22 protein-coding genes are annotated in these 23,030 nt (G+C 68.9%); 18 read left to right on the top strand and 4 right to left on the bottom strand.

The genetic code is table 11. From position 1 onward, the window contains the following. The first annotated feature begins 3 nt into the window (after positions 1–3). The 7 genes from ACZ3HV_RS28360 to ACZ3HV_RS28390 all read left to right on the top strand — a co-directional run bounded on the left by ACZ3HV_RS28360 (position 4) and on the right by ACZ3HV_RS28390 (position 5,521). Entirely contained in the window at positions 4–1,119 is a 1,116-nt protein-coding gene (locus ACZ3HV_RS28360) for an alpha/beta fold hydrolase (protein WP_465688402.1), read from the top strand. A gap of 118 nt (positions 1,120–1,237) precedes the next feature. After that, positions 1,238–2,164 (top strand): tRNA (adenosine(37)-N6)-threonylcarbamoyltransferase complex ATPase subunit type 1 TsaE, encoded by a 927-nt coding sequence (tsaE, locus tag ACZ3HV_RS28365; RefSeq protein ID WP_465688404.1) that lies wholly within the window; start codon positions 1,238–1,240, stop codon positions 2,162–2,164. 1 nt (position 2,165) lies between these two features. Beyond that, positions 2,166–2,834 carry a tRNA (adenosine(37)-N6)-threonylcarbamoyltransferase complex dimerization subunit type 1 TsaB gene (tsaB, locus tag ACZ3HV_RS28370; protein ID WP_465688406.1) on the top strand — a complete coding sequence of 223 codons (669 nt, stop codon included), beginning with the start codon at positions 2,166–2,168 and terminating at the stop codon, positions 2,832–2,834. Beyond that, positions 2,831–3,280: a GNAT family N-acetyltransferase gene (locus tag ACZ3HV_RS28375; RefSeq protein ID WP_465688408.1), complete on the top strand. Its 450-nt coding sequence runs from the start codon at positions 2,831–2,833 to the stop codon at positions 3,278–3,280. Before tsaB ends, ACZ3HV_RS28375 begins: the two co-directional genes overlap by 4 nt. An 11-nt stretch (positions 3,281–3,291) precedes the next feature. Continuing rightward, complete coding sequence (gene tsaD, locus ACZ3HV_RS28380) at positions 3,292–4,344, top strand: tRNA (adenosine(37)-N6)-threonylcarbamoyltransferase complex transferase subunit TsaD (RefSeq protein WP_465688809.1); 1,053 nt, start codon at positions 3,292–3,294, stop codon at positions 4,342–4,344. Beyond that, positions 4,341–4,787 (top strand): GNAT family N-acetyltransferase, encoded by a 447-nt coding sequence (locus ACZ3HV_RS28385; RefSeq protein ID WP_360381220.1) that lies wholly within the window; start codon positions 4,341–4,343, stop codon positions 4,785–4,787. The genes tsaD and ACZ3HV_RS28385 overlap by 4 nt, the downstream gene beginning before the upstream one ends. Beyond that, a complete protein-coding gene (locus tag ACZ3HV_RS28390) occupies positions 4,784–5,521 on the top strand; it encodes an alpha/beta fold hydrolase (RefSeq protein ID WP_465688410.1) in 738 nt (245 codons plus the stop codon). Before ACZ3HV_RS28385 ends, ACZ3HV_RS28390 begins: the two co-directional genes overlap by 4 nt. Before the next feature lie 171 nt (positions 5,522–5,692). Here ACZ3HV_RS28390 and ACZ3HV_RS28395 read toward each other — a convergent pair whose 3' ends face one another. Beyond that, a complete protein-coding gene (locus ACZ3HV_RS28395; RefSeq protein ID WP_465688412.1) occupies positions 5,693–6,961 on the bottom strand; it encodes a class I SAM-dependent methyltransferase in 1,269 nt (422 codons plus the stop codon). Between the two features lie 9 nt (positions 6,962–6,970). Then, the gene (locus ACZ3HV_RS28400; protein WP_465688414.1) at positions 6,971–7,579 is read right to left on the bottom strand and encodes a peptidoglycan-binding domain-containing protein; all 609 of its coding nucleotides are present in this window, start codon (positions 7,577–7,579) and stop codon (positions 6,971–6,973) included. Positions 7,580–7,874: 295 nt separating this feature from the next. On the opposite strand from ACZ3HV_RS28400, the gene groES reads away from it, so the two are divergent. The 8 genes from groES (at position 7,875) to ACZ3HV_RS28440 (ending at position 15,889) form a co-directional block, all read left to right on the top strand. After that, complete coding sequence (gene groES / locus ACZ3HV_RS28405) at positions 7,875–8,171, top strand: co-chaperone GroES (RefSeq protein ID WP_130384566.1); 297 nt, start codon at positions 7,875–7,877, stop codon at positions 8,169–8,171. 131 nt (positions 8,172–8,302) lie between these two features. After that, the gene (gene groL / locus ACZ3HV_RS28410) at positions 8,303–9,922 is read left to right on the top strand and encodes a chaperonin GroEL (protein ID WP_465688416.1); all 1,620 of its coding nucleotides are present in this window, start codon (positions 8,303–8,305) and stop codon (positions 9,920–9,922) included. 99 nt (positions 9,923–10,021) lie between these two features. Then, on the top strand, positions 10,022–10,504 hold the full coding sequence (locus ACZ3HV_RS28415; protein ID WP_465688418.1) for a GNAT family N-acetyltransferase: 483 nt from the start codon (positions 10,022–10,024) through the stop codon (positions 10,502–10,504). 111 nt (positions 10,505–10,615) lie between these two features. Further along, the gene (gene shbA, locus ACZ3HV_RS28420; protein WP_360376874.1) at positions 10,616–11,230 is read left to right on the top strand and encodes an RNA polymerase sigma factor ShbA; all 615 of its coding nucleotides are present in this window, start codon (positions 10,616–10,618) and stop codon (positions 11,228–11,230) included. Beyond that, a complete protein-coding gene (locus tag ACZ3HV_RS28425) occupies positions 11,223–12,620 on the top strand; it encodes a hypothetical protein (protein ID WP_465688420.1) in 1,398 nt (465 codons plus the stop codon). Before shbA ends, ACZ3HV_RS28425 begins: the two co-directional genes overlap by 8 nt. A 130-nt stretch (positions 12,621–12,750) precedes the next feature. Beyond that, on the top strand, positions 12,751–14,262 hold the full coding sequence (gene guaB / locus ACZ3HV_RS28430) for an IMP dehydrogenase (RefSeq protein WP_465688422.1): 1,512 nt from the start codon (positions 12,751–12,753) through the stop codon (positions 14,260–14,262). Positions 14,263–14,288: 26 nt separating this feature from the next. Then, positions 14,289–15,395: a GuaB3 family IMP dehydrogenase-related protein gene (locus ACZ3HV_RS28435; RefSeq protein ID WP_465688424.1), complete on the top strand. Its 1,107-nt coding sequence runs from the start codon at positions 14,289–14,291 to the stop codon at positions 15,393–15,395. Positions 15,396–15,487: 92 nt separating this feature from the next. Continuing rightward, positions 15,488–15,889: a hypothetical protein gene (locus ACZ3HV_RS28440; RefSeq protein ID WP_465688426.1), complete on the top strand. Its 402-nt coding sequence runs from the start codon at positions 15,488–15,490 to the stop codon at positions 15,887–15,889. Here ACZ3HV_RS28440 and ACZ3HV_RS28445 read toward each other — a convergent pair. Continuing rightward, complete coding sequence (locus tag ACZ3HV_RS28445) at positions 15,886–16,446, bottom strand: TIGR03086 family metal-binding protein (RefSeq protein ID WP_465688428.1); 561 nt, start codon at positions 16,444–16,446, stop codon at positions 15,886–15,888. The two genes, ACZ3HV_RS28440 and ACZ3HV_RS28445, sit on opposite strands and share 4 nt — an antisense overlap. A gap of 48 nt (positions 16,447–16,494) precedes the next feature. Continuing rightward, positions 16,495–17,946, bottom strand: a complete 1,452-nt coding sequence (locus ACZ3HV_RS28450; RefSeq protein WP_465688430.1) for a hypothetical protein — start codon at positions 17,944–17,946, stop codon at positions 16,495–16,497. A gap of 125 nt (positions 17,947–18,071) precedes the next feature. Between ACZ3HV_RS28450 and ACZ3HV_RS28455 the strand changes: the two genes are divergently transcribed. The 3 genes from ACZ3HV_RS28455 (at position 18,072) to bioB (ending at position 23,015) form a co-directional block, all read left to right on the top strand. Then, the gene (locus tag ACZ3HV_RS28455) at positions 18,072–19,664 is read left to right on the top strand and encodes a succinic semialdehyde dehydrogenase (protein WP_465688432.1); all 1,593 of its coding nucleotides are present in this window, start codon (positions 18,072–18,074) and stop codon (positions 19,662–19,664) included. Then, positions 19,661–21,370 (top strand): GMC oxidoreductase, encoded by a 1,710-nt coding sequence (locus ACZ3HV_RS28460; RefSeq protein ID WP_465688434.1) that lies wholly within the window; start codon positions 19,661–19,663, stop codon positions 21,368–21,370. The genes ACZ3HV_RS28455 and ACZ3HV_RS28460 overlap by 4 nt, the downstream gene beginning before the upstream one ends. 649 nt (positions 21,371–22,019) lie before the next feature. Next, a complete protein-coding gene (bioB, locus tag ACZ3HV_RS28465) occupies positions 22,020–23,015 on the top strand; it encodes a biotin synthase BioB (RefSeq protein ID WP_465688436.1) in 996 nt (331 codons plus the stop codon). The last annotated feature ends 15 nt before the right edge of the window (positions 23,016–23,030 follow it).

Below are 23,030 nucleotides of genomic sequence, written 5' to 3' on the forward strand. Positions count from 1 at the left end.
GGCATGTCCAAAGCAGGGCGGACGGCCGGTCTGATCGGGGCCGCGGTCGGAGTGCTGGCGGCCGGTGCCGCAGCCGGTGTCGCCGTCGAACGTCAGGTGATCGGCCGGCGGTCGGGGCAGCGCAAACAGCTGGAGGCCGAGCCGTTCGGTTCGGTGCGCGGCACCCCGCATGTGTTCACCGCCGACGACGGCGTCGAGCTGTACGTCGAGGTCGACGAGCTGAAGCGGTCCCGCCGGCCCGAGCCACCGAAGCGCCGGTTCGGCCGGAAGCTGCCGCTGCCGCCGGAAGATCTGACCGTGATCTTCGCGCATGGTTACGGGCTGAACATGGACGCCTGGCACTTCGAGCGCCGGGATATGGCCGGCATCGGCACGATGGTGTTCTACGACCAGCGCTCGCACGGGCGGTCCGGCCGGTCGCCGAGGTCGGGCGTCAGCATCGACCAGCTCGGCCAGGACCTGCACGGGATCCTCGAGGAGTTCGCGCCGACCGGCCCGGTGATCCTGATCGGGCACTCGATGGGCGGCATGACGATCATGGCGATGGCCGAGCAGTATCCGGAGCTCTTCGGCGACCGGATCATCGGCGTCGGCCTGTGCTCGACCAGCGCGGGCGGGCTCGACCGGGTCCCGATCGTGTTCCCGGGCAAGGTGGGCATGCTGGCCCGGGCGCTCGCGACCCCGACGGTCGCGGCGCTGGCCCGGATCCCCGAGGTGGTCGAGCGCAGCCGCAAGGCCGGGACGGACATCAGCTACCTGCTGACCCGGAAGTACTCGTTCGGCTCCGAGGTCCCGCCGGCGTTCACCGAGTTCGTCAACGAGATGATCGCGGCCACGCCGATCGAGGTGATCGCGGAGTTCTACCCGATCTTCGCGCTGCACGACAAGTTCGACTCGCTCGAGCCGCTGCAGAAGGTCGAGTGCGTGGTGATCGGTGGCGACAAGGACCATCTGACCCCGTTCGGCCACGCCGAGGAGATCGTTCGGCGGGTGCCCGGGGCGGAGTTGGTCGAGGTGAAGAACTGCGGTCACCTGGGCCTGATCGAGCACCACCGTGAGTTCACGGCCGCCCTCCTTGGCATGATCGAGCGAGCCGAACAATCGCTAGGACACACATGACAGTGCTTTTGGCCGGGCCTCCGGCGCCGGCGGCGTCATGGGGCCTTGATTCCCGGCCTTCCTTCGTCGCTCCAGTCGCTGCGCTCCCTACGCTCCTCAGTCCAGGCCGGGAGGCCGCATGACCGACCTGCATGTGGTCGACGCCACGGTGGATCACGTCGACCAGATCGTCGCGGTGATCCACCACGCCTTCTCGGCTCGCCGGGTGCTTGACCCGCCGGCCACCGCGCTGTCCGAGAACGCCACGACGGTGGCCGCCGCGATCGCGGAGCATGGCGGGCTGCTCGTGCTGATCGACGGTGCACCCGCTGGCGCACTGCTCTTCAAGCAGACCGGTGACCTACTCACCCTGCGCTGCGTGTCGGTGGACCCGCGCCACCAGGGCCGCGGCGTGGCCTCGGCGATGGTTGGGTGCGCCGAAGAGGCCGCCGTACGCCGAGGCGTGAGCCGGGTGAATCTGGTCGCTCGGGTCGAACTGCCGGACACCGTGGAGTTCTGGCGGCGGCGGGGGTACTCGATCGTCGAGCAGCGGGACCACAACCTGATCTACGCCAAGGCGATGCCGCTGGAGCTGACCGTGCCGACGGCCGACGACATGCAGGCGATCGGCGAGGAGCTCGCCGGGCAGCTCCGGGCCGGCGATGTGCTCGTGCTGTCCGGTGACCTGGGGGCGGGCAAGACGACGTTCACGCAAGGCCTCGGCGTGGGGCTGAAGGTGCGCGGTGCCATCACGTCGCCGACGTTCGTGATCTCGCGGGTGCATCCGTCGCTGGCCGGTGGTCCCGCGTTGGTGCACGTCGATGCTTACCGGCTTGACGGGTTCGCCGAACTGGACGACCTCGACCTCGACGCGAGTCTGGAGGACGCGGTCACCGTCGTCGAGTGGGGTCACGGACTGGCCGAGGCGCTGGCGCCGGATCGGCTGGACGTCGTGGTGACCCGGGGCGACGACGACACGGACGAGACGCGCGAACTGCGGATCACGCCGGTGGGTCCGCGCTGGGCGGCGTCCGGCGTACGGGTGTCTGTACTGGAGAAGAACTGACATGTTGCTTGCCTTTGACACCTCGAGCGCTGCTGTCACGGTCGCTCTCGCGGATGCTGTGAGCGGTGAGATCGTCGCGTCGTCGACCACGGTGGACGCACTGCGGCACGGTGAGTTGCTCGCGCCCGCGATCGCGGACGCCTTGGCGACCGCCGGGATCACGGCGCGCGACCTGACCGGGATCGCGGTCGGCGTCGGACCGGGTCCGTTCACCGGGTTGCGGGTCGGGTTGGTGACCGCGCGGACGATGGCCGACGTGCTCGGGATCGAGATCTTCGGGGTCTGCAGCCTGGATGTCGTCGCGCGGCAGTCGTCGTTGACGTTGCCGGTGGCCGTTGCGACCGATGCGCGGCGCAAGGAGATCTATTGGGCCGTGTACGACGGTCCGGCCGTGGACGGGAGCCGTCGCCGGCTGGAAGGCCCGGCGGTGGATCGCCCGGCCGACGTCGCGCATGTGCTGTCGGGATTGCCCGTGATCGGGCGCGGCGCTGTGCTCTACGCCGAGGCTCTCGGCTTGGACAGTGTGGATGTCGTGGAGTACCCATCGGCCGAGGTGCTGGCGCACGGTGTGGCGACCGGGACGCTGGACGTCGTCGCACCCGAGCCGCTGTACCTGCGCCGGCCCGACGTGACGATGTCCGCCGGCCCGAAGAGCGTGCTGCCGAAGTGAGACCCGCCATTCGGCCTGCTGTCGCGGCTGACCTGCCGGCGCTGGTCGCGCTGGACGAGGTGTGCTTCGGGTCGTCGGCGTGGAGTACGGTCGCGTGGACGACCGAGTTCGACCGGCTGGCCGAGGATCGGGTGATCCTGGTCGCGGACGAGGGCTCGGTGGTCGGGTACGTCGTACTCCTGGTGCCGCCGGTGGCTCTGGATGTGGTGGAACTGTTGCGGATCGCGGTGACTCCGGCGGAACGGCGTACCGGGATCGGCGGGCAGTTGATGACGGCGGCGCTGGCCCGGTGTGCCGGGCGGACGGTGTTGCTGGAAGTTGCTGCGGGCAACGAGTTGGCCGTGGAGCTGTACGGCGGCTTCGGGTTCGAGGAGATCAGCCGGCGACGTGGGTACTACGCCGGTGGCGAGGATGCGGTGATCATGCGGTGGCGGGAGTCGGTGTGAGTTCAGATGCGGTGAGCGTGGAGCCCCTGATTCTGGGGATCGAGACGTCGTGCGACGAGACCGGGGTCGGGATCGTCCGTGGGCAGACGCTGCTCGCCGACGCGATCGCGTCCAGTGTCGAGGAGCATGCGCGGTTCGGCGGCGTCGTACCGGAGGTGGCCAGCCGGGCGCACCTGGAGGCGATGGTCCCGACCATTCGGCGCGCGTGCGAGACGGCGGGGATCAAGCCGACGGACGTGGATGCGGTCGCGGTGACGAGCGGGCCTGGTCTCGCCGGTGCGCTGCTTGTTGGAGTAGCTGCAGCTAAAGGGCTGGCGCTGTCGCTCGACAAGCCTTTGTACGGCGTGAACCACCTGGCGGCGCATGTCGCCGTCGACACGTTGGAGCACGGCGATCTGCCGAAGGGCTGCGTCGCGATGCTGGTGTCCGGTGGGCACTCGTCGCTGCTCGCGGTCGAAGACATCACCGACGGCGTGGTGCCGATGGGGAGCACCATCGACGACGCCGCGGGGGAGGCCTTCGACAAGGTCGCACGGGTGCTGGGGTTGCCGTTCCCGGGCGGTCCCTATGTCGACAAAGCGGCGCGCGACGGCGGGGATCGGCTCTACGTGACGTTCCCGCGCGGGCTGACCTCGCAACGGGATCTCGAGCGGCACCGGTTCGATTTCTCCTTCTCTGGTTTGAAGACCGCGGTGGCGCGCTGGGTCGAGGCGCGGCGTCGCGATGGTGAGAACGTGCCGGTCAACCATGTCGCCGCCGCGTTCCAGGAGGCGGTGTGTGACGTCCTGACCCGCAAGGCGATCGACGCGTGCAAGGACCGTGGGTTCGAACACCTGCTGATCGGTGGTGGGGTCGCGGCGAACTCCCGGCTCCGCGCGATGGCGGAAGAACGCTGCACCGCGGCGGGCATCGCCGTACGCGTGCCGCGGCCTGGGTTGTGCACGGACAACGGTGCGATGGTTGCAGCCCTCGGCTCGGAGCTCGTGCGCGCCGGGAAGGCGCCGTCGCCGCTGGGGTTGCCGGCCGACTCGTCGATGCCGATCACGGAGGTGCTGAACAAGTGAAGTGGAGCCGCGACGGATTCGAGGCCGACGACGATGCCGCCCGCATCGATGTCGACGTGGTGCACGGCTTCCTGAGTACGTCGTACTGGGCGCCGGGCATCCCGCGTGACGTGGTGGCGCGGTCGATCGCCGGCTCGCTGAACCTAGGGGTCTACGCGTCCGACGGTGCGATGGTTGCCTTCGCGCGGATGGTGACCGATCGGGCGACCTTCGCTTGGCTGGCTGACGTGTTCGTCGTCCCCGAGCAGCGTGGGCACGGGCTGGGGAAGTTCGTCGTGTCGACCTTGATCGATCACCCCGACCTGGCCGGCGTACGCCGCCTGATGCTGGCGACCGCGGACGCCCACGAGCTCTACCGCAGCTACGGCTTCACCGAACTCCCCGACCCCGAGCGCATGATGATCATCCGCCGCAAACCCGCCGACATCTACAACCGCTCGTGACCCCTCCTGGGGTCGACTTGCTCCGGCATCCGGTGGGGGCGACGGATCTCGTCCTGCTCGCCCATGGCGGGTCGGAGCATTCCTCGGCCGACCCGCACCTGTGGAGCGGTGCCATCCTTCGGATGTGGCCGTTCGCGCAAGCCGTGCGTTCGGCCGTCCCGGAGGCTGCGATCGGGCTGATGCGGTACCGCTACCGCGGATGGAACGGCGCCGCCGCGGACCCCGCGGTGGACCTCCGCGCCGTCCTGGACGGGCTCCCGCCGGTGATCCGCCGGGTCGTCCTGATCGGGCACTCGATGGGCGGCCGCGCGGTTGTTGCCGCGGGCGACCATCCCCGCGTGGCCGGCGTACTGGCCTTGGCACCCTGGCTCCCGGACGGCGAGCCGCTGACCGCACTCCGTCCGCCGGTCACCTTCGCCCACGGCACTCTCGACACCATCACCGACCCCCGCGCCACGGCCGCCTATGCCAACCGCCTCCGCGCTACCGGCACCCCGGTCACCGTCTACGCGGTCGAGACGGAAACGCACGGCATGCTCCACCGCCCGACCGATTGGAACACCCTGGTCGCCACCTTCACCGCGAACGCTCTCGGGTCCGCACCCACTCTGGCGACCGGCGCCGACTCTGAGCCGCTTGCGCAGTACGGGCGAAGGTCGTCGGCGGCCGCGGTCCTGTCCATCGCGGTGGCTCGCCTCCGCATGCCCGTGCTGGAACGCTTCCAGGTGGGCTGAACTGCACTGCACTGCACTGCAGTGCGGGGAAGGGCACGGCAGTGGGCAGAGGCCTGGGGTTTGTACGCCGCTCGATCCCCAGGCGAACGGTCAGCGGCCGACCGGTTCCACTCATCACCCTGCCGAACCCAGATGAACGCCTGACGGCACCCGCGTAACGCTCAGTCGACGTTAGTGGCGGGCCCCCGGGGAGTGCAGCAGCAGACGCAGCACCTCGCCCACCGGCAAGTCCCCGGGGACCCGCTCGCGAGATCGATCATATGTTCGAATGCACTCAGAATGCAAGTCCGGTCGGATGCGGTGGCAGGAGTAGGCGACGGCGTCTCGGCCGATGCGAGTGATGATGAGAGTAGCTGTGGCGGAGCCCTTGGGGGCGAGCTTCTTGCGGAGCTGCGCCGGATCGACATCAACCCCGCGTTTCTTGATCTCCAGCGTCCCGATGCCCTGCGTACGGACCCAGGAGCGCAGTGCCTTCTCCTTGTACGGCAGCTCCTCGACCACCTCGTACGCCGAGGCCAGTGGAGTCGGCGCGAGCTTCGAGCCGGTGACATAGGCGATCCGTGGATCCAGCAACCACCCATCGACCGCGGCCGCCACAGCGGTTACCAGACCGGCGCGCACTACGGCCCCATCGGGCTCGTAGATGTACTGACCGACCGGGCCGCTCTCAACCTCCGGCGCCTCGGTGACACTGGCTCCGCCGGGTAGCAGAGTCGCCCGTCGCGCCACACCGGCATACAAGGCCCCAGACCACAGGGCAGCCTCCTTCACCTCGCCGGCATCGCTGATCCACTCCGCCTCGACTCCGTCGGGTACGGCGGCGTGCGGGATACCCGGTGCGACCTTCACACACGCAGTCCGCCGCAGGAGCTCCGTCACAAAGGACCATGGCGGCGAATAGGCGTTGTGGTCGAACACCCGCCGCCCATCGGCCCGTCGCGCCGGGTCGGCGAACACCACGTCGTACGGCGTGAGGTCGGTGGACTCGGAGTCACCCACCAAGACCTCACCGGGCAGATCGAGCGCGGCCAGGTTGGCGCAGGCCGTGGCTGCGGTCTCCGGGTCGCGCTCGACACCAGTGACCCGCAGGCCGGCGCGGGCGGCGCTGATCAGGTCGCCTCCGATGCCGCAGCCCAGGTCGACCACGCTGGCTCCAGGAACGGCGGATGCGATGCGTGCGGCTCGGTGTGAGCCGACAGTGGTTCGGGTGGCCTGCTCCAGGCCGTCCGGGGTGAAGTACATCCGCGTGGAGTCCGTACCGAACTTGGCGACGGCTCGGTGGCGCAGTGCGGCCTGGGTGACAGCAGCAGTCACGAGGGTGGCGTCGTACCGTCGCCGGAGCTTCTCCACGAGCTGCAGTTCGCGGCCGGGGTGGTAGTCGGCGCAGGCAGCGGCAAGCACCTCAGCCCCAGGGCCCTCCAGCAAGGCGGTGACTGTCACCCGGCAACTCTAGAGGGGACTCGAGCAGCCCTTGCTCCAGCTGTTGGTGACGGACGAGTAGAGGCGCCAGTTCATGGCGGAGCGGGTCTTGGGGCCGTAGATGCCGTCGGCCACGAGCTTGTGCTTGCTTTGGACCGCCTTGACCATCGCACGGGTGTTGCTGCCATAGATGCCGTCGACAGCGAGCTTCGAGCCGTAGCAGAAGTTCAGGTTGCGCTGGAGGACCCGGATGGCGGTGTCGGGGTCGCCGTACCGGGTGGAGCCGCGGTCCGGGTCGTCGCCGTACATGAGGTTGCAGGTCGTGCTGGTGCTGCCGTAGATCGAGGGTATTGGGATGCCCCAGCTGCGGTTCACCGGTACGAGCCGCGCTGAACGGCACTGCGGGAGGGCAGCAGCGGCCTTGGTCTCAGCATCCGCGGAGGTGCGCGCGGTGTCCCCGCCCTGGTCCGCGTCGGCCTGCGGGGCCGGGCCGACAGCGGGGGCTTGGGCGCCGGGGCTCGCGGGTTGATCCTTCGAAGCGCCGGCGGCTACGGCACCGATGGCGACTGCTCCGACCGCGGCCAGAACCGCGACGGTGCGCCCGGACAGGTTGGGCAGAGACGGGAAGTTGAGAGCCATGGCCTCTCCTCGGGGCGGCACACCGTTGTCACAGAACGGTCGCACGCCGGCACCGGTTCGGCCCAGCGTTTGACCACATTCCGTGCCCGATTCGTCACAGCCGACCCGGCGTCGTGATGTCTCACCCTGAGAAGTGTCTGGCACTCGAGTTGACCGAGTGCTAATCGCGGCCTAGATTCGGTGTTGGCACTCTCCACCCGAGGGTGCCAGCGGTCCGGCCTCTGACCCCCGCGACGGCAGGGGAGCGCGACCACCCTGAAGTGCAGACAAGCAAATCGACCGTGGAGGTCAGCAAGTGTCGGTCACGATCAAGCCGCTCGAGGACCGCGTCCTCGTCGCGCCGCTCGAAGCCGAGCAGACCACGAAGTCCGGCCTGGTGATCCCGGACACCGCCAAGGAGAAGCCGCAGGAGGGCGAGATCCTCGCCGTCGGTCCGGGCCGGATCGACGACAACGGCAACCGCGTCCCGCTGGACGTCGCCGTCGGCGACAAGGTCATCTACTCCAAGTACGGCGGCACCGAGGTCAAGTACGACGGCCAGGACTACCTGATCCTGGGCGCCCGCGACATCCTCGCAGTCGTCAGCAAGTGACGACCGCTCGCTGTTCCTGACTGACACCGCCCTGGTGCCGTACCGGCGCCGGGGCGGAGTCGGTCTGGGGTCAGCGAGTTCGGTACCTGCTGTTACGAAAGAGCGAATTTCAGAGAGGGACTGGATTTTTCATGCCGAAGATCCTCGAGTTCGACGAGAACGCTCGGCGCGCGCTGGAGCGCGGCGTCGACAAGCTCGCGAACACGGTGAAGGTGACGCTGGGGCCGAAGGGCCGCTACGTCGTCCTGGACAAGAAGTGGGGCGCCCCGACCATCACCAACGACGGTGTCACCGTCGCCCGTGAGGTCGAGCTGGACGACCCGTTCGAGAACCTTGGTGCGCAGCTCGCCAAGGAGGTCGCCACCAAGACCAACGACATCGCCGGTGACGGCACGACCACCGCGACGGTGCTCGCGCAGGCGCTGGTGCACGAGGGCCTGCGGGCCGTCGCGGCCGGGGTCAACCCGATGGGCCTGAAGCGCGGTATCGAGGCGGCCGTCGAGGCCGTGTCGGCCCGGCTGGTCGAGACCGCGCGGCCGGTGGACGACAAGGGCGACATGGCCCACGTCGCCACCATCTCCGCCCGCGACGCCGAGATCGGCACCCTGATCGCGGACGCGTTCGACAAGGTCGGCAAGGACGGTGTCATCACCGTCGAGGAGTCGAACACCTTCGGAACCGAGCTCGAGTTCACCGAGGGCATGCAGTTCGACAAGGGCTACATCTCGCCGTACTTCATCACCGACGCCGAGGCCGGCGAAGCGGTGCTGGAGGACCCGTACATCCTGATCCACCAGGGCAAGATCTCCGCGATCGCGGACCTGCTGCCGCTGCTGGAGAAGGTCGTGCAGTCCGGCAAGACGCTGCTGCTGATCGCCGAGGACGTCGAGGCCGAGGCCCTGTCCACCCTCGTGGTGAACAAGATCCGCGGCAACTTCACGTCCGTCGCCGTCAAGGCGCCGGGCTTCGGTGACCGCCGCAAGGCGATGCTCGAGGACCTGGCCGCGCTGACCGGCGCGCAGGTCGTCGCCCCCGAGGTCGGCCTCAAGCTGGACCAGGTCGGTCTGGAGGTGCTGGGTTCGGCTCGCCGGATCGTGGTCACCAAGGACAACACCACGGTGGTCGAGGGCGCCGGCAAGTCCGACGACATCGACGGCCGGGTCAACCAGATCAAGGCCGAGATCGAGCGCACCGACTCCGACTGGGACCGCGAGAAGCTGCAGGAGCGGCTGGCGAAGCTCGCCGGTGGCGTCTGTGTGATCAAGGTCGGCGCGGCCACCGAGGTCGAGCTGAAGGAGAAGAAGCACCGGATCGAGGACGCCGTGTCCGCGACCCGGGCCGCGATCGAGGAGGGCATCGTCGCCGGTGGCGGTTCCGCTCTCGTCCACGCGGCCACCGTGCTGGACGGCGGCCTGGACCTCGAAGGTGACGAGGCCACCGGTGTCCGGATCGTCCGCAAGGCGATCGTCGAGCCGCTGCGCTGGATCGCCGAGAACGGCGGTTACGAGGGCTACGTCGTGACGTCGAAGGTGGCCGAGCTCGAGTCCGGCAGCGGCTTCAACGCCGCCACCGGTGAGTACGGCGACCTGCTGGCCCAGGGTGTGCTGGACCCGGTCAAGGTGACCCGGTCCGCGCTCGCCAACGCCGGCTCGATCGCCGCGCTGCTGCTGACCACCGAGACGCTGGTGGTCGACAAGCCCGAGGACGAGGAGCCCGCCGCAGCCGGTCACGGCCACGGCCACGGTCACTGATCCTCAGGTAGTAGTTCATGGGCGCCGCCCGGCTGGTCCACTCGGACCGGCCGGGCGGCGCTTTTGTTGGCGCCAGGAGGTGTCTGGTGGGATGGGGTGGTGGCTGAGATTCGGGAGCGGGCTGACAACGATCTGGACGTGTGCGTGGGGTTGTTGGGGGACGTGCATGAGGTGGCGGGGTATCCGATCAACTGGCCTGCGGATGCTCGGCGGTGGTTGACGCCGGCGGACGGCCTTGGCTGCTGGGTGGCTGTGGCCGACGGGCGGGTTGTCGGGCATGTGGCCTTGACCCCGAACCGCGCCGACGGCGCGTCCGTCGAGCGGTTGTTCGTGGATCCGAAGGTGACTCGGGCGGGAATCGGGCGGCAGTTGCTGGACCACTGCGTCACGATCGCGGCTGAGCTCGGGCGCAAGCTGTCGCTGGAGGTTGTGGACAACAGGGGTGCGGCGGTGACGCTGTACCGGCGGGCCGGCTGGCGGGAAACAGGTCGTACGCCGATCGACTGGGGCGGCGATCACGCCTCCGCCGTCCTGCACTTCGACGCCCCCGGATCCGAGACGGAAGTCCGTACGGGCGAGTAGTGACGGATCGTAATCAGAATCTGGATTTGCTCACGAATTGCCACTAGGCAACTGAAGGTGAGAGTCGTACCATCTTTCAGGCTGACCGGTCTGAACACGAGGGGGCGAGGGGTGACCGAGGTACAAGTACCGCACACCCACGACCGGGTCGAGCTCAAGGATCTTGCCGCGCTGGCCGGCGACGGGGACCGCACAGCTCTTAACGACCTGCTCACCAGGGTGCGCGCCGTTGCGCACCGCTACGTACGGTCCCGTCTGTGGACCTATCCCGGCGGCGCCGACATGGTCGACGACGTCGCTCAAGAGGTTTGTGTCGCGGTGTTCGGCGCGTTGGGCCGGTATCGTGACGAGGGGAGGCCTTTCGAGGCTTTCGTCTACGGCATCGCGGCCCGCAAGGTCGCCGATGCCCAGCGTGCGTTCGCGGTGGCCGACGTTTCGACGCCGGATCTGCCGGACGGCGCGGACGAGTCACCGACGCCGGAAGAGCACGCGGTCCGGCACTCGGAGGTCCAGCACATCATGGGGCTGCTGGACAAGTTGCCGGAGAAGTTGCGGGAGATTCTGCGGCTCCGGGTGGTAGCGGGGATGTCAGCCGAGGAGACCGGCCGGGCACTGGGGATGACACCGGGGGCGGTGAGGGTCGCACAACATCGAGCGTTGAACACGCTCAGGGGGTATGTGGTGGGGCATGAGGGACGAGGAGCAGGGGAGGGGCATCATGGCTGACCGTTTCGACCTGGACGCGATCGACGCCGATGACGCACTGCTCGACCTGCTAGCTGCTGGTGGGGAGTCCGCGCGAACCGCGGGCGAGCACGACCCGGCCGTGAAGCTGCTGGCCGATCTGCGGCTCGCAGTGGAGGTCGAGGACGAGCTACCAGTAGAAACGATCGACGATCCGGAGAGCTTCCTGGCGCGCTGTGCGGCGCTGAACCCGGTGATGGACCCGTTCGCCCGCAAGATGGCGGCGCGGGGTCTGGCACTCGGTGTCGCCGCGGTGGCCGCGCTGTCGGTCTCCGGGGTGGCCGCCGCCGTCAACGGTGACCCGCTGTCGCCGTACGAGAAGGTCATCGAGAAGGTGGTCGACGCGGTCAGCCCGCAGACCAGCTTCCCGAAGGAACAGCTCGACGGCATGCCGGTCGTCGACAAGACGAAGATCGTGAAGGTCGCCAAGGACTACAAGGAGAAGGCCGACCAGAAGGCCGCGGCCGACGAGAAGCAGATCCAGACGGATCCGATTCCGCCGGCGTCGGTGCTGCGTCCGAAGGACCAGCAGGACGTCCTGCAGCGGGCGCTGCCGCAGATCCCCGAGCAGCCGACCGTCACGGAGCTCGAGCCGACGGACCCGCAGCCGACCAAGCTGCCGGCGACGACGGACGACACCAAGACGGACAACCCGACCACGACGGAGCCGACGGACCCGACGACGACGGAGCCGACGACCCCGCCCACCACGGAACCGACCGACCCGCCGACCACCACGGAACCGACCGACCCGCCGACCACCACGGAACCGCCGGCGACCCCGCCGACCGATCCGCCCACCACGGGCACCGGCGAGACGGGCACCGGTGAGACCGGGACCGGCGAAACTGGGACTGGGACTGGGACCGGGAACACCGGGGACACCGGCACCGGTGACAACAAGGGCGAGACGTCGGACCCCGGCGGTACGACGACGGCCCCGCCGAGCGACACCGGGTCCGGCACCGGCGGCACCGACCAGTCCGGCACGGACCAGTCGGGTTCGGACCAGTCGGGCACCGGCCAGACCGGGACCGGTGACGATCAGAAGCCGGCCGGCGACGTACCGGTGATCGACCCGCTGGCCGCGGTGGTCGAGAAGATCCTGAAGCCGATCCTGCCGACGCCGACCGGGGCTCCGGCCGAGGTTCAGAGCGCCGAGCAGTTCTTCGGCAGCAGTGTCGCGGCGTTCGGGAAGCACTCGAGCGGGCAGGTCACCTCCGGTTCGGTCCGGAAGGTCTACCCGACGGGCAAGCACTCCACCGGCCTGTACGCCGAGGGCAGGCATGCCGCGATCGCCCGTACGCACGGCTCCACCGATGACGCCAACGTCCTGAAGATCCTCGGCGTCGTCAACAAGCCGACCGCCTAGTAGTCCACACCTCGTCCCGCCCGCCGCCTACCAGCGGCGGGCGGACTTGTGGACGGCCGGTTCGGGGCTCCGGGCGGGCGCGGATACCATGGGGTTCCGATCTCGCCGTGTAAAGGTGCTCGCTTTCCCCATGGACATCACACCCACTGGAGTTCCCGACAAGTTCGCCGTCCTCGGCCTCACCTTCGACGATGTGCTCCTGCAGCCGAACGAGTCCGACGTCATCCCCTCCGAGGCGAACACCCGGTCCCGGGTCAGCCGCAACGTCGAGGTGAACATCCCGCTGCTGTCCAGCGCGATGGACACCGTCACCGAGGCCCGGATGGCGATCGCCATGGCCCGCCAGGGCGGCCTCGGCGTCCTGCACCGCAACCTCTCGATCGAGGACCAGGCCCAGCAGGTCGACCTGGTCAAGCGCTCGGAGTCCGGCATGATCGCGCAGCCGATCACGATCGGCCCGGACGCCAGCATCGGCGAGGCCGATGCACTCTGCGCGCAGTACCGGATCTCCGGCGTCCCGGTGGTCGACAACGCCGGCGTCCTGGTCGGCATCGTGACGAACCGTGACATGCGGTTCGAGAACGACCTGTCCCGCCCGGTCCGCGAGGTGATGACCAAGCAGCCGCTGATCACCGGCAAGCAGGGCATCTCCGCCGACGACGCGATGGCGCTGCTCAGCAAGCACAAGGTCGAGAAGCTGCCGCTGGTCGACGACGCCGGCAAGCTCACCGGCCTGATCACGCTGAAGGACTTCGTCAAGCGCGACCAGTTCCCGCTGTCCACCAAGGACGGCACCGGCCGGCTGCGGGTCGGTGGCGCGATCGGCTTCTTCGGTGAGGCCTACAAGCGAGCGATGACGCTCATCGAGGCCGGCGTCGACGTGCTCGTGGTGGACACTGCGCACGGTCACTCCCAGGCCCAGCTGGAGATCATCCGCAAGCTCAAGGCCGACCCGGCCACCCGTGGCGTCGACGTCGTCGGCGGCAACGTCGGGACCCGCGCCGGCGCCCAGGCGCTGGTCGACGCGGGCGCGGACGGCGTCAAGGTCGGCGTCGGCCCGGGCTCGATCTGTACGACGCGGGTCGTCTCCGGCGTCGGCGTACCGCAGGTCACCGCGATCTACGAGGCGTCCCTGGCCTGCAAGCCGGCCGGCGTGCCAGTGATCGGCGACGGCGGCCTGCAGTACTCCGGTGACATCGCCAAGGCCCTCGTGGCCGGTGCGGACACCGTCATGCTCGGGTCGCTGCTGGCCGGCTGCGAGGAGTCGCCGGGCGACCTGGTGTTCATCAACGGCAAGCAGTTCAAGGCCTATCGCGGGATGGGCTCGCTCGGCGCGATGCAGTCCGGCGGCCTGCGCAAGTCGTACTCCAAGGACCGCTACTTCCAGAGCGACGTCGGCAGCGACGAGAAGCTGATCGCCGAGGGCGTCGAGGGCCAGGTCCCGTACCGCGGCCCGCTCTCCGCGGTCGCGCACCAGCTGATCGGCGGCCTGCGGCAGTCGATGTGGTACACCGGGGCCCGCACTGTCGCCGAGCTGCAGGAGAAGGGACGCTTCGTCCGGATCACCTCCGCCGGCCTGCAGGAGTCCCACCCGCACGACATCCAGATGACAGTCGAGGCCCCGAACTACTCCGGCCGCTGACACTGCCTGCCAACCGAAGGAACCAGATGACCGAGATCGAGATCGGCCGCGCGAAGCGGGGGCGGCAGGCGTACGCGTTCGACGACATTGCGATTGTGCCGTCGCGCCGGACGCGGGACCCCGAGGAGGTCTCGGTCGCCTGGCAGATCGACGCTTACCGGTTCGAGCTGCCGATCCTGGCCGCGCCGATGGACTCGGTGATGTCACCGGCCACCGCGATCGCGATCGGCAAGGCCGGCGGCCTCGGCGTCCTCAACCTCGAGGGCCTCTGGACGCGGTACGAGGACCCGTCGAGCCTGCTGGAGGAGATCACCAGCATCAGCAAGGAGCAGGCGACGCACCGGCTGCAGGAGATCTACTCCGCGCCGATCAAGCCCGAGCTGATCTCCCAGCGGGTGCAGGAGATCCGCGACTCCGGTGTCACCGTGGCCGGCGCTCTGTCGCCGCAGCGCACCAAGCAGTTCGCCAAGCACGTCGTGGACGCCGGCGTCGACCTGTTCGTCATCCGGGGTACGACGGTCTCCGCCGAGCACGTGTCCGGTCAGGCGGAGCCGCTGAACCTGAAGCAGTTCATCTACGACCTCGACGTACCGGTGATCGTCGGTGGGTGCGCGACGCACCAGGCCGCGCTGCACCTGATGCGGACCGGTGCGGCCGGCGTGCTCGTCGGGTTCGGCGGCGGCGCGGCACACACCACCCGGAAGGTGCTCGGGGTCGCGGTGCCGATGGCGTCGGCGGTGGCCGATGTGGCGGCGGCGCGACGCGACTACATGGACGAGTCCGGCGGCCGGTACGTGCACGTGATCGCTGACGGCTCGGTCGGCCGGTCCGGCGACGTGGCGAAGGCGATCGCCTGCGGCGCGGACTCGGTCATGGTCGGTTCGCCGCTGGCCCGGGCGAGCGATGCGCCGGGCGGCGGGTACCACTGGGGTGCCGAGGCCTGGCATCAGGACCTGCCCCGCGGTGAGCGGGTCGAGGTCGGCGTGACCGGCACCCTCGAGCAGATCCTGTTCGGCCCGTCCTGGGTCCCGGACGGCACGATGAACCTGGTCGGCGCCCTGAAGCGCGCGATGGCCACCACCGGCTACACGGAGCTCAAGGAGTTCCAGCGGGTCGAGGTCGTCGTCGGGTGACGGCATGACCACCGGCGTCCTGCTCCTGCACGGATCAAGCGGTACGCCGGAGGTGGCGCGTGCGGGTTGAGAGGTTCTGGAAGGATTGCGGCATGGGATTGTTCAGCCGACACAGCAGCCAGGACGCGGACAATGTTGCCCTCGCCGCAGCGCGGGCGCGACTGTCCCCCGATGACGTCGATCAGGTGCGGTTCCTGATCACCACCAAGAAGATGGTGCACGCGGTCAAGCTGATCCGCGAGCGTACCGGCCTGGACCTGAAGCACGCCAAAGGCATGGTCGACGACATCCGGCTCGGCCGCTACGTGCCACCCACCACCGGTACGCCGGTCGTCCGCCTGCCGGGCGCGAACCTCGCCGAGCGCACCCGCACGCTGAAGGCCGCCGGCGACCTTCACCAGGCGACCGCCCTCGTCGTCTCCGAAACCGGCATGACCGAGGCCGAGGCCGGCCTGTTCGTCGGTGCCTTGCGGACCGACCTCCAGGACTCCTAAGTCTTCCACCGCGGATCGCGGCCGAAGGCTCCGAGCAACTGGTCCGCCGGGTCGGTGAAACCTTCGACCGGTTCGCCGATCATTCCGGACGAGCGGTACATCTCCTCCCGTTCCGCGAACCAGCCGGCCACCTCGGCGACCAGTTCGGGGGCCAGCCGGGTGTCGGCGCCGATCGCGGCCGCCAGGTCCCAGCCGTGGATCAGGTGATCGGCGGCGAGTTGCCGCAGATACTCGGCCGGGTCCTCGTCGCCGTACGACAGGTGCACCTTGGCGATCGTCCGGCCGGCCGCGACCTCGGCGTCGCGCGCCGCTGTGGACGCGGCGGCGACGGGGTCGTCGCCGAGCAGGTCGCCGTCGAGGGAGTTGCCGACGTCGGCGATCGTCTTGCCCTCCATCAGCGGGACGGTCCAGCGCTCCTCGCCGACGACATGGTTCACCAGCATGCGGACGTCCCAGTCCGCGCACGGCGTCGGCTGTGACCACTGGTCCGGCCCGACCTCGTTGACCAACCTCGCGAACTTGGCGACGGTCTGGTTGTGCAGCTCCACGACATCCATGACGAAGTCCCCCTCTCAGCGTCAGCGTCCGCCTGAGGGGGCAGTGCGTCAACCGCCGAGCTGGAGTTGCTGGGCGGCTTCGTGAGCGTGCTGGGACGCGGTCAGGTCGCCGGTGGCGGCCAGCAGGTCGCCATGGTGGCGGTAGCAGGAGCCGGCCAGGTCCTTCATCACGGCGTCCTCGTCCGTGAACGGGATGAGCGCGGTCGCCACCTCCGCGCACCAGCGGCCCAGGTCGAGCGCCATCTCGGTCCGCCCGCCCTGGTAGTAGGCCTCGGAGATGTCGAGCAGCAGCTGTGCCCAGATCGGCGCGTAGGTGCTCGTCTCGTACCGCATCCGGTGCGACTCACGCTCGGACGAGATCGCGAACAGATAGTGCGCCTCCAGCCCGAGCGTCAGCGCGGTCTCCACGTCCTGGAGCAGCAGCGGCCGGATCACCTCGGCGAGCTCGGTCGCCCGGACGGCCGCCGACTCGGGATCGGTCCGGCCGGACACGGTCGCCAGCGTCATCCCCGGCGCGGGCTCGCTCAGCGCCAGCAACCGGTGGTACTGCTCGAACGGACCGAGCTTGATCTCCGCGTTCTCCAGCGCCGCGACGAGGGTGAGCGGCAGGCCGCGGTCCAGCTCCTCGGTCACCCGGTTCGCAGTCTCCGGGTCGGTGTCGTACGCCGTCCGCAGGCACGCCTCGCCTTCCATCAGCCGGCCGACGATGCCGAGGTGCTTTCCCTTCCGGGTGAGGGCGGCGACCAGCGTGCGCATGTCCGTCGCCGAGTCCGAGTCAGCGAGCGTGTCGGCCGTGGTCAGGCCGATCTCGTCCGCCTCGAGTGCCAGGTCGAGCCGGCCCTCGGCCGCGTGGACGTCGGCCGACACGGCGGTCGCCGTACACAGATAGCGCGCGTACGACAGCGACTGCGGGCTCTCGTTGATCTGGTCGGCCAACTGCAGGAACAGCTGGGTCGCCGCGTCCGCGGATGCGACTGCCAGCGCGGGATCGCCGTACCGCCGCAGGATCAGCGCGTTCATCGCGAGCACCCGGGCGAAATCCGGCTGGTGCTTGAGGCCCTCGTCGCCACCGACCAGCTGGCCGTACGCGATCACCGCGCCGTCCATCTCCAGTACGGCGGTCGCCCCGTGACCGCGATGCGCCTGGGTCATCGCCCGCCGGGCCCGTACGTCGGCCAGGAACGAGGTCGCGACGAGCACACCGGCGTCGCTGAGCTCGGTGTACCCGAGTTGAGCCTCGTGCAACGCGGCAAGCGCTTCCTCGTGCCGGCCGGACGCGTTCAGCGAGCCGGCCAGCTCGTACTGGGTCGCGGCCATCAGATGCTTGGCCTCGTAGTGGTTCGGGTGCCCTTCGGCCCGCTCCCTGGCCAGCTCGATGACGCGTTGCTGGTACGGCCCGGCCTCGTCGGCACGGCCTTCCTCGATCAGCACCTGGGCTGTCTGCAGCGCCTCGCCGAGCTCGTCCTCAGGGGGCGTCCAAAGCCCCCCGCTGTCCACCATCTTGACGTTCCACCCCTTCGCAGGTTCAACGGATCACCTTAACCAGGATTTGCCCTGAACTCTCAGTCCTGACACGACCGAGTTCGACTGCTGACATGGCTATTACCGGCAGGTAGCCTGGGTGAATGAGTGAGCAGACCTCGATTCCGGCGGACCCCGAGCTCGATCCGACGGCGTCGTACGCGACCGATCAGTCGGTCATCCGGCGGCTCTCGGGGCTGCTGCGGGCGACGGCCGGAACACGGACGTCGTGCGCGCCGGCGACCGGTCAGCCGATCGCGGACCTGCCGGTGTCCAGCCCGGACGACGTGATCGCCGCGGTCCGGTCGGCCCGCAAGACCCAGCAGACCTGGCGCCGGGTGCCGCTCGCCGAGCGTGTCGCGATCCTGCTGCGCTACCACGATCTCGTCCTGGACCATCGGCACGAGCTGGTCGACCTGGTCATCCGGGAGTCCGGCAAGGCGCGCAAGCAGGCGTTCGAGGAGGTCGCGCACGTCGCGCTGACCGCTCGGTACTACGGCCGCAAGGCCGCCGAGTTCCTCGAGCCGCAGCGCAAGCTCGGCATGTTCCCGATCCTGACCCGGGCCGAGCAGCGGTTCGTGCCGAAGGGTGTCGTCGGCGTCATCTCGCCGTGGAACTACCCGCTCAGCATGGCGATGGCCGACGGCCTGCCCGCGGTGCTGGCCGGCAACACGGTCGTGCACAAGCCGGACAGCCAGACCCCGCTGACCGCGCTCCGGGCGATCGAGCTGCTCTACGAAGCGGGCCTGCCCCGCGACGCCTGGCAGGCGGTGAACGGCGACGGCCCGACCGTCGGCGGCGAGCTGATCCAGAACGCCGACTACATCTGCTTCACCGGCTCGACCAAGACCGGGCGGCTGGTCGCGAAGCAGGCCGGTGAGCGGCTGATCGGCTGCAGCCTCGAGCTCGGCGGCAAGAACCCGATGCTCGTCCTGCGGGACGCGGACATCCAGCGCGCGGCCGAAGGCGCCGTACGGGCGTGCTTCGCCAGCGCCGGGCAGCTGTGTGTCTCGATGGAGCGGCTCTACGTCGCCGACCAGGTGTACGACGCGTTCGTCACGGCGTTCGTGGACCGGGTGAAGAAGATCCGGCTGTCCGCCGGGACCGGCTGGGACGTGGACATGGGTTCGCTGATCTCGAAGGCGCAGCTGGAGACCGTGACCCGGCACGTCGACGACGCCCGGGCGAACGGCGCCACGGTGCTCGTCGGCGGCAAGGCCCGGCCGGACATCGGTCCGCTGTTCTACGAGCCGACCGTGCTGTCCGGGGTGACGCCGGCGATGGAGTGCTTCGACAACGAGACCTTCGGACCGGTCGTCTCGATCTACCGGTTCTCCGACGAGTCCGAGGCGATCCAGCGTGCCAACGAGGGCGAGTACGGGCTGAACGCGAGCGTCTGGACCCGGGACGGCCGGCGCGGTCGCGCGGTCGGGGCCCAACTGGTGGCGGGCTCGGTCAACGTGAACGAGGGGTACGCCGCGAGCTTCGGCTCGATCGACACCCCGATGGGTGGGATGCGCTCGTCCGGCCTCGGCCGCCGGCAGGGCGCCGAGGGGATCCGGCGGTACGTCGATCCACAGACCGTCGCCACCCAGCGCGTGCTGCCGATCGCGGCCTCGCACGGCCTGTCCGACGAGACGTACGCCGAGCTGATGACCGGCGCCTTGCGAATCCTGAAGAAGTTGGGTCGTCCATGAGCTTCGACTACGACGTGGTGATCGTCGGGTCCGGGTTCGGTGGCAGTGTCAGTGCGCTACGGCTGACCGAGAAGGGCTACAAGGTCGCCGTCCTCGAAGCCGGTGCGCGGTTCGACGACGCCGGGTTCGCGAAGAACTCCTGGGACACCAAGCGGTTTCTCTTCGCGCCGAAGCTCGGCTGGTACGGCATCCAGCGGATCAGCGGGCTGCGCGACGTCATCATCCTGTCCGGCGCCGGAGTCGGCGGCGGCAGCCTGGTCTACGCGAACACCCTCTACGAGCCGCTGCCCGCGTTCTACACCGATCGCCAGTGGGCGCACATCACCGACTGGAAAGACGAGCTCGCGCCGTACTACGACCAGGCCAAGCGGATGCTCGGCGTCACGACGTACCCGGGCTTCACGCCGGCCGACCAGGTGATGAAGCAGGTCGCCGACGACATGGGTGTGGGGGAGACGTTCCACCCGACCCCGGTCGGCGTCTTCTTCGGTGAGCCGGGTGTCGAGGTCGACGACCCGTACTTCGGCGGCGCGGGCCCTCGGCGTACCGGGTGTATCGACTGCGGCGAGTGCATGACCGGTTGCCGGCACAACGCGAAGAACACGCTGACCAAGAACTACCTCTACCTGGCGGAGAAGGCCGGCGCCGAGGTCTACTCGATGACCACGGTGACGTCGGTCGAGCCCTTGCCGGACGGCGGGTACGCCGTGGACACCCGGCGTACGTCGAATCGCAAGAGCACCCGCCGGTTCACCGCCGGCCAGGTCGTGTTCGCTGCTTCGGCCTTGGGTACGGCGAAACTCCTGCACAGGCTCCGGGACGAGGGCAAGCTGCCCCGGCTGTCGGACCGGCTCGGTGTGCTGACCCGGACCAACTCGGAGTCGTTGCTGGGGGCGATCTCGCGGGACCGCGACATCGACTACAGCCGTGGGGTCGCGATCACCTCGTCGTTCCACCCGGACGACATCACCCACATCGAGCCGGTCCGGTACGGCAAGGGCAGCAACGTGATGTCGCTGCTCCAGACCGTGCTGACCGACGGCGACGGGGACAAACCGCGGTGGCGGACCTGGTTGCGTGAGCTCGGCGTGCAGCGCAAGAACATCCGCCGGCTGTACGACCTGAAGCACTGGTCCGAGCGGACCGTGATCGCACTGGTCATGCAGACCGCGGACAACTCGATCACGACCTTTGGCAAGCGGGATCGGCTCGGTCGCTGGAAGCTGACTTCGAAGCAGGGCCATGGGGCACCGAACCCGTCGTGGATCCCGGTCGCGAACCAGGTGGTCCGGCGGATGGCCAAGCTGATGAACGGGACTCCGGGAGGGACCATCGGGGAGCCGTTCAACGTGCCGATGACGGCACACTTCATCGGCGGCTGCGCGATCGGCGACTCATCCGAGACCGGCGTGGTCGACCCCTACCACCGGGTCTACGGGTACGACGGCCTGCACATCGTCGACGGGTCCACGATCTCGGCGAACCTCGGCGTCAACCCGTCGCTGACGATCACCGCCCAGGCCGAACGCGCTCTCTCGTTCTGGCCGAACAAGGGCGAGAGCGACACCCGCCCAGCCGTGGGATCGCCGTACCAACGGGTTCAGCCCGTGAAGCCCGGTCACCCCGTCGTCCCAGCCGACGCCCCGGGAGCCCTCCGCCTCCCGATCATCCCCATCACCCCGAAACAGTCTGTGACGAACCCGTAACACCATCACGACATTTCTCGGTGCCTTGAACAGGATCTGGTGACCGTGAACAGGTCATTGCCTGTTCAAGGCCCCGACAAAGGGTGCAATCCCCCCGCAGATCGCCGGTTGCCGGGCGCGGGGCGTGGGGGGAATGGTCTGGAGGGGAAATGAAAAAACCTCAGCGCCGGTGGGGGCTGAGGTTTGCAAAGACCTGGAAAAGGGAGCAGGTCCCTCGGGAACGTTTCCGCCCAAATCGTTTCCCGAGGGACCCACTCAAGCCGGGGTGAGGCGCCCGGCGCTTTGGGATCGGGTCACCAACCATAGCTGGCGACCCGAGCTCTTGGTCACTACCTTACATCCGATTCCCGGAGTTTCGACCCTTACCGAGCGGTTGTGACCACTCTGCGTGCTGTTCGTAATGATCAGCTATTCGTCGCTCCTAGTAACCGGGTGGCGGTCTTCCTTGCGGTAACCGCCTCTGTACACATCAACGAGCCCATCTACAGGGGGTTACGAGGTTCCGGAGAAAATCCAAAGACTTTTCTCCGGGATGTGCGGAGCGTTGCTGAAGCAGGTCGCCCCCAGGTGTTCCACGTGACGCCCGCCGCAGAGACGACGTACCCGGCTGTCCTACTGTGAGCCGACCGTTCGATCAGGCAGGAGAACCATGAGCGACATCCTGGACGTGGCACGTGAGCAGGTTCTGGAACAGGGCGTCGGCCTGAGCCAGGAACAGCTGGTCGAGGTTCTCCGGTCACCCGACGAGCAATTGCCCGAGCTGCTCGCGCTGGCTCACGAGGTCCGGGTCAAGTGGTGCGGCGAGGAGGTCGAGGTCGAGGGGATCATCTCGCTCAAGACCGGCGGCTGCCCGGAGGACTGCCACTTCTGCTCCCAGTCCGGTCAGTTCACCTCGCCGGTGCGGTCGGTCTGGCTGAACATCCCCGAGCTGGTCGAGGCGGCGAAGGAGACCGCGAAGACCGGTGCGACCGAGTTCTGCATCGTCGCCGCCGTCCGCGGCCCGGACCAGCGGCTGATGTCCCAGGTGAAGGCCGGCATCGAGGCGATCAACGCCGAGGTCGACATCAACATCGCCTGCTCGCTCGGCATGCTCACCCAGGAGCAGGTGGACGAGCTCAAGGCGATGGGCGTGCACCGCTACAACCACAACCTCGAGTCGGCGCGCTCGTACTTCGGTGACGTCGTCACCACGCACTCCTTCGACGAGCGCTGGGACACCTGCCTGATGGTGCGCGAGTCCGGGATGGAGCTGTGCTGCGGCGGTCTGGTCGGCATGGGGGAGTCCCTGGAGCAGCGCGCCGAGCTGGCGTCGCAGCTGGCCGAGCTCGGCCCGCACGAGGTCCCGCTGAACTTCCTCAACCCACGCCCCGGTACGCCGTTCGGCGACCTGGAGATCATGGACGGCAAGGACGCGCTGCGGACCATCGCCGCGTTCCGGCTCGCGATGCCTCGCACGGTTCTGCGGTACGCCGGCGGCCGTGAGCTGACCCTGGGCGACCTGGGGACCCGCGAGGGCCTGCTCGGCGGGATCAACGCCGTCATCGTCGGCAACTACCTCACCACGCTCGGCCGCCCGGCGACCGCGGACCTCGACCTGCTGGCCGAGCTCAAGATGCCGGTCAAAGAACTGCAGAAGACCTTGTGATGTGGGGTCGGGCGT

It is taken from the genome of Kribbella sp. NPDC020701 (genome assembly GCF_055562215.1).

Excerpts from the sequence above, each read along its gene's own strand:
- ACZ3HV_RS28455 (WP_465688432.1), top strand. The coding sequence starts at position 18,072 with ATGAGTGAGCAGACCTCGATTCCGGCGGACCCCGAGCTCGATCCGACG.
- ACZ3HV_RS28445 (WP_465688428.1), bottom strand. The coding sequence starts at position 16,446 with ATGGATGTCGTGGAGCTGCACAACCAGACCGTCGCCAAGTTCGCGAGG.
- ACZ3HV_RS28435 (WP_465688424.1), top strand. The coding sequence starts at position 14,289 with ATGACCGAGATCGAGATCGGCCGCGCGAAGCGGGGGCGGCAGGCGTAC.
- tsaB (WP_465688406.1), top strand. The coding sequence starts at position 2,166 with ATGTTGCTTGCCTTTGACACCTCGAGCGCTGCTGTCACGGTCGCTCTC.
- groL (WP_465688416.1), top strand. The coding sequence starts at position 8,303 with ATGCCGAAGATCCTCGAGTTCGACGAGAACGCTCGGCGCGCGCTGGAG.
- bioB (WP_465688436.1), top strand. The coding sequence starts at position 22,020 with ATGAGCGACATCCTGGACGTGGCACGTGAGCAGGTTCTGGAACAGGGC.
- ACZ3HV_RS28425 (WP_465688420.1), top strand. The coding sequence starts at position 11,223 with ATGGCTGACCGTTTCGACCTGGACGCGATCGACGCCGATGACGCACTG.
- ACZ3HV_RS28450 (WP_465688430.1), bottom strand. The coding sequence starts at position 17,946 with ATGGTGGACAGCGGGGGGCTTTGGACGCCCCCTGAGGACGAGCTCGGC.
- ACZ3HV_RS28400 (WP_465688414.1), bottom strand. The coding sequence starts at position 7,579 with ATGGCTCTCAACTTCCCGTCTCTGCCCAACCTGTCCGGGCGCACCGTC.
- ACZ3HV_RS28440 (WP_465688426.1), top strand. The coding sequence starts at position 15,488 with ATGGGATTGTTCAGCCGACACAGCAGCCAGGACGCGGACAATGTTGCC.
- tsaE (WP_465688404.1), top strand. The coding sequence starts at position 1,238 with ATGACCGACCTGCATGTGGTCGACGCCACGGTGGATCACGTCGACCAG.
- ACZ3HV_RS28360 (WP_465688402.1), top strand. The coding sequence starts at position 4 with ATGTCCAAAGCAGGGCGGACGGCCGGTCTGATCGGGGCCGCGGTCGGA.
- ACZ3HV_RS28460 (WP_465688434.1), top strand. The coding sequence starts at position 19,661 with ATGAGCTTCGACTACGACGTGGTGATCGTCGGGTCCGGGTTCGGTGGC.
- guaB (WP_465688422.1), top strand. The coding sequence starts at position 12,751 with ATGGACATCACACCCACTGGAGTTCCCGACAAGTTCGCCGTCCTCGGC.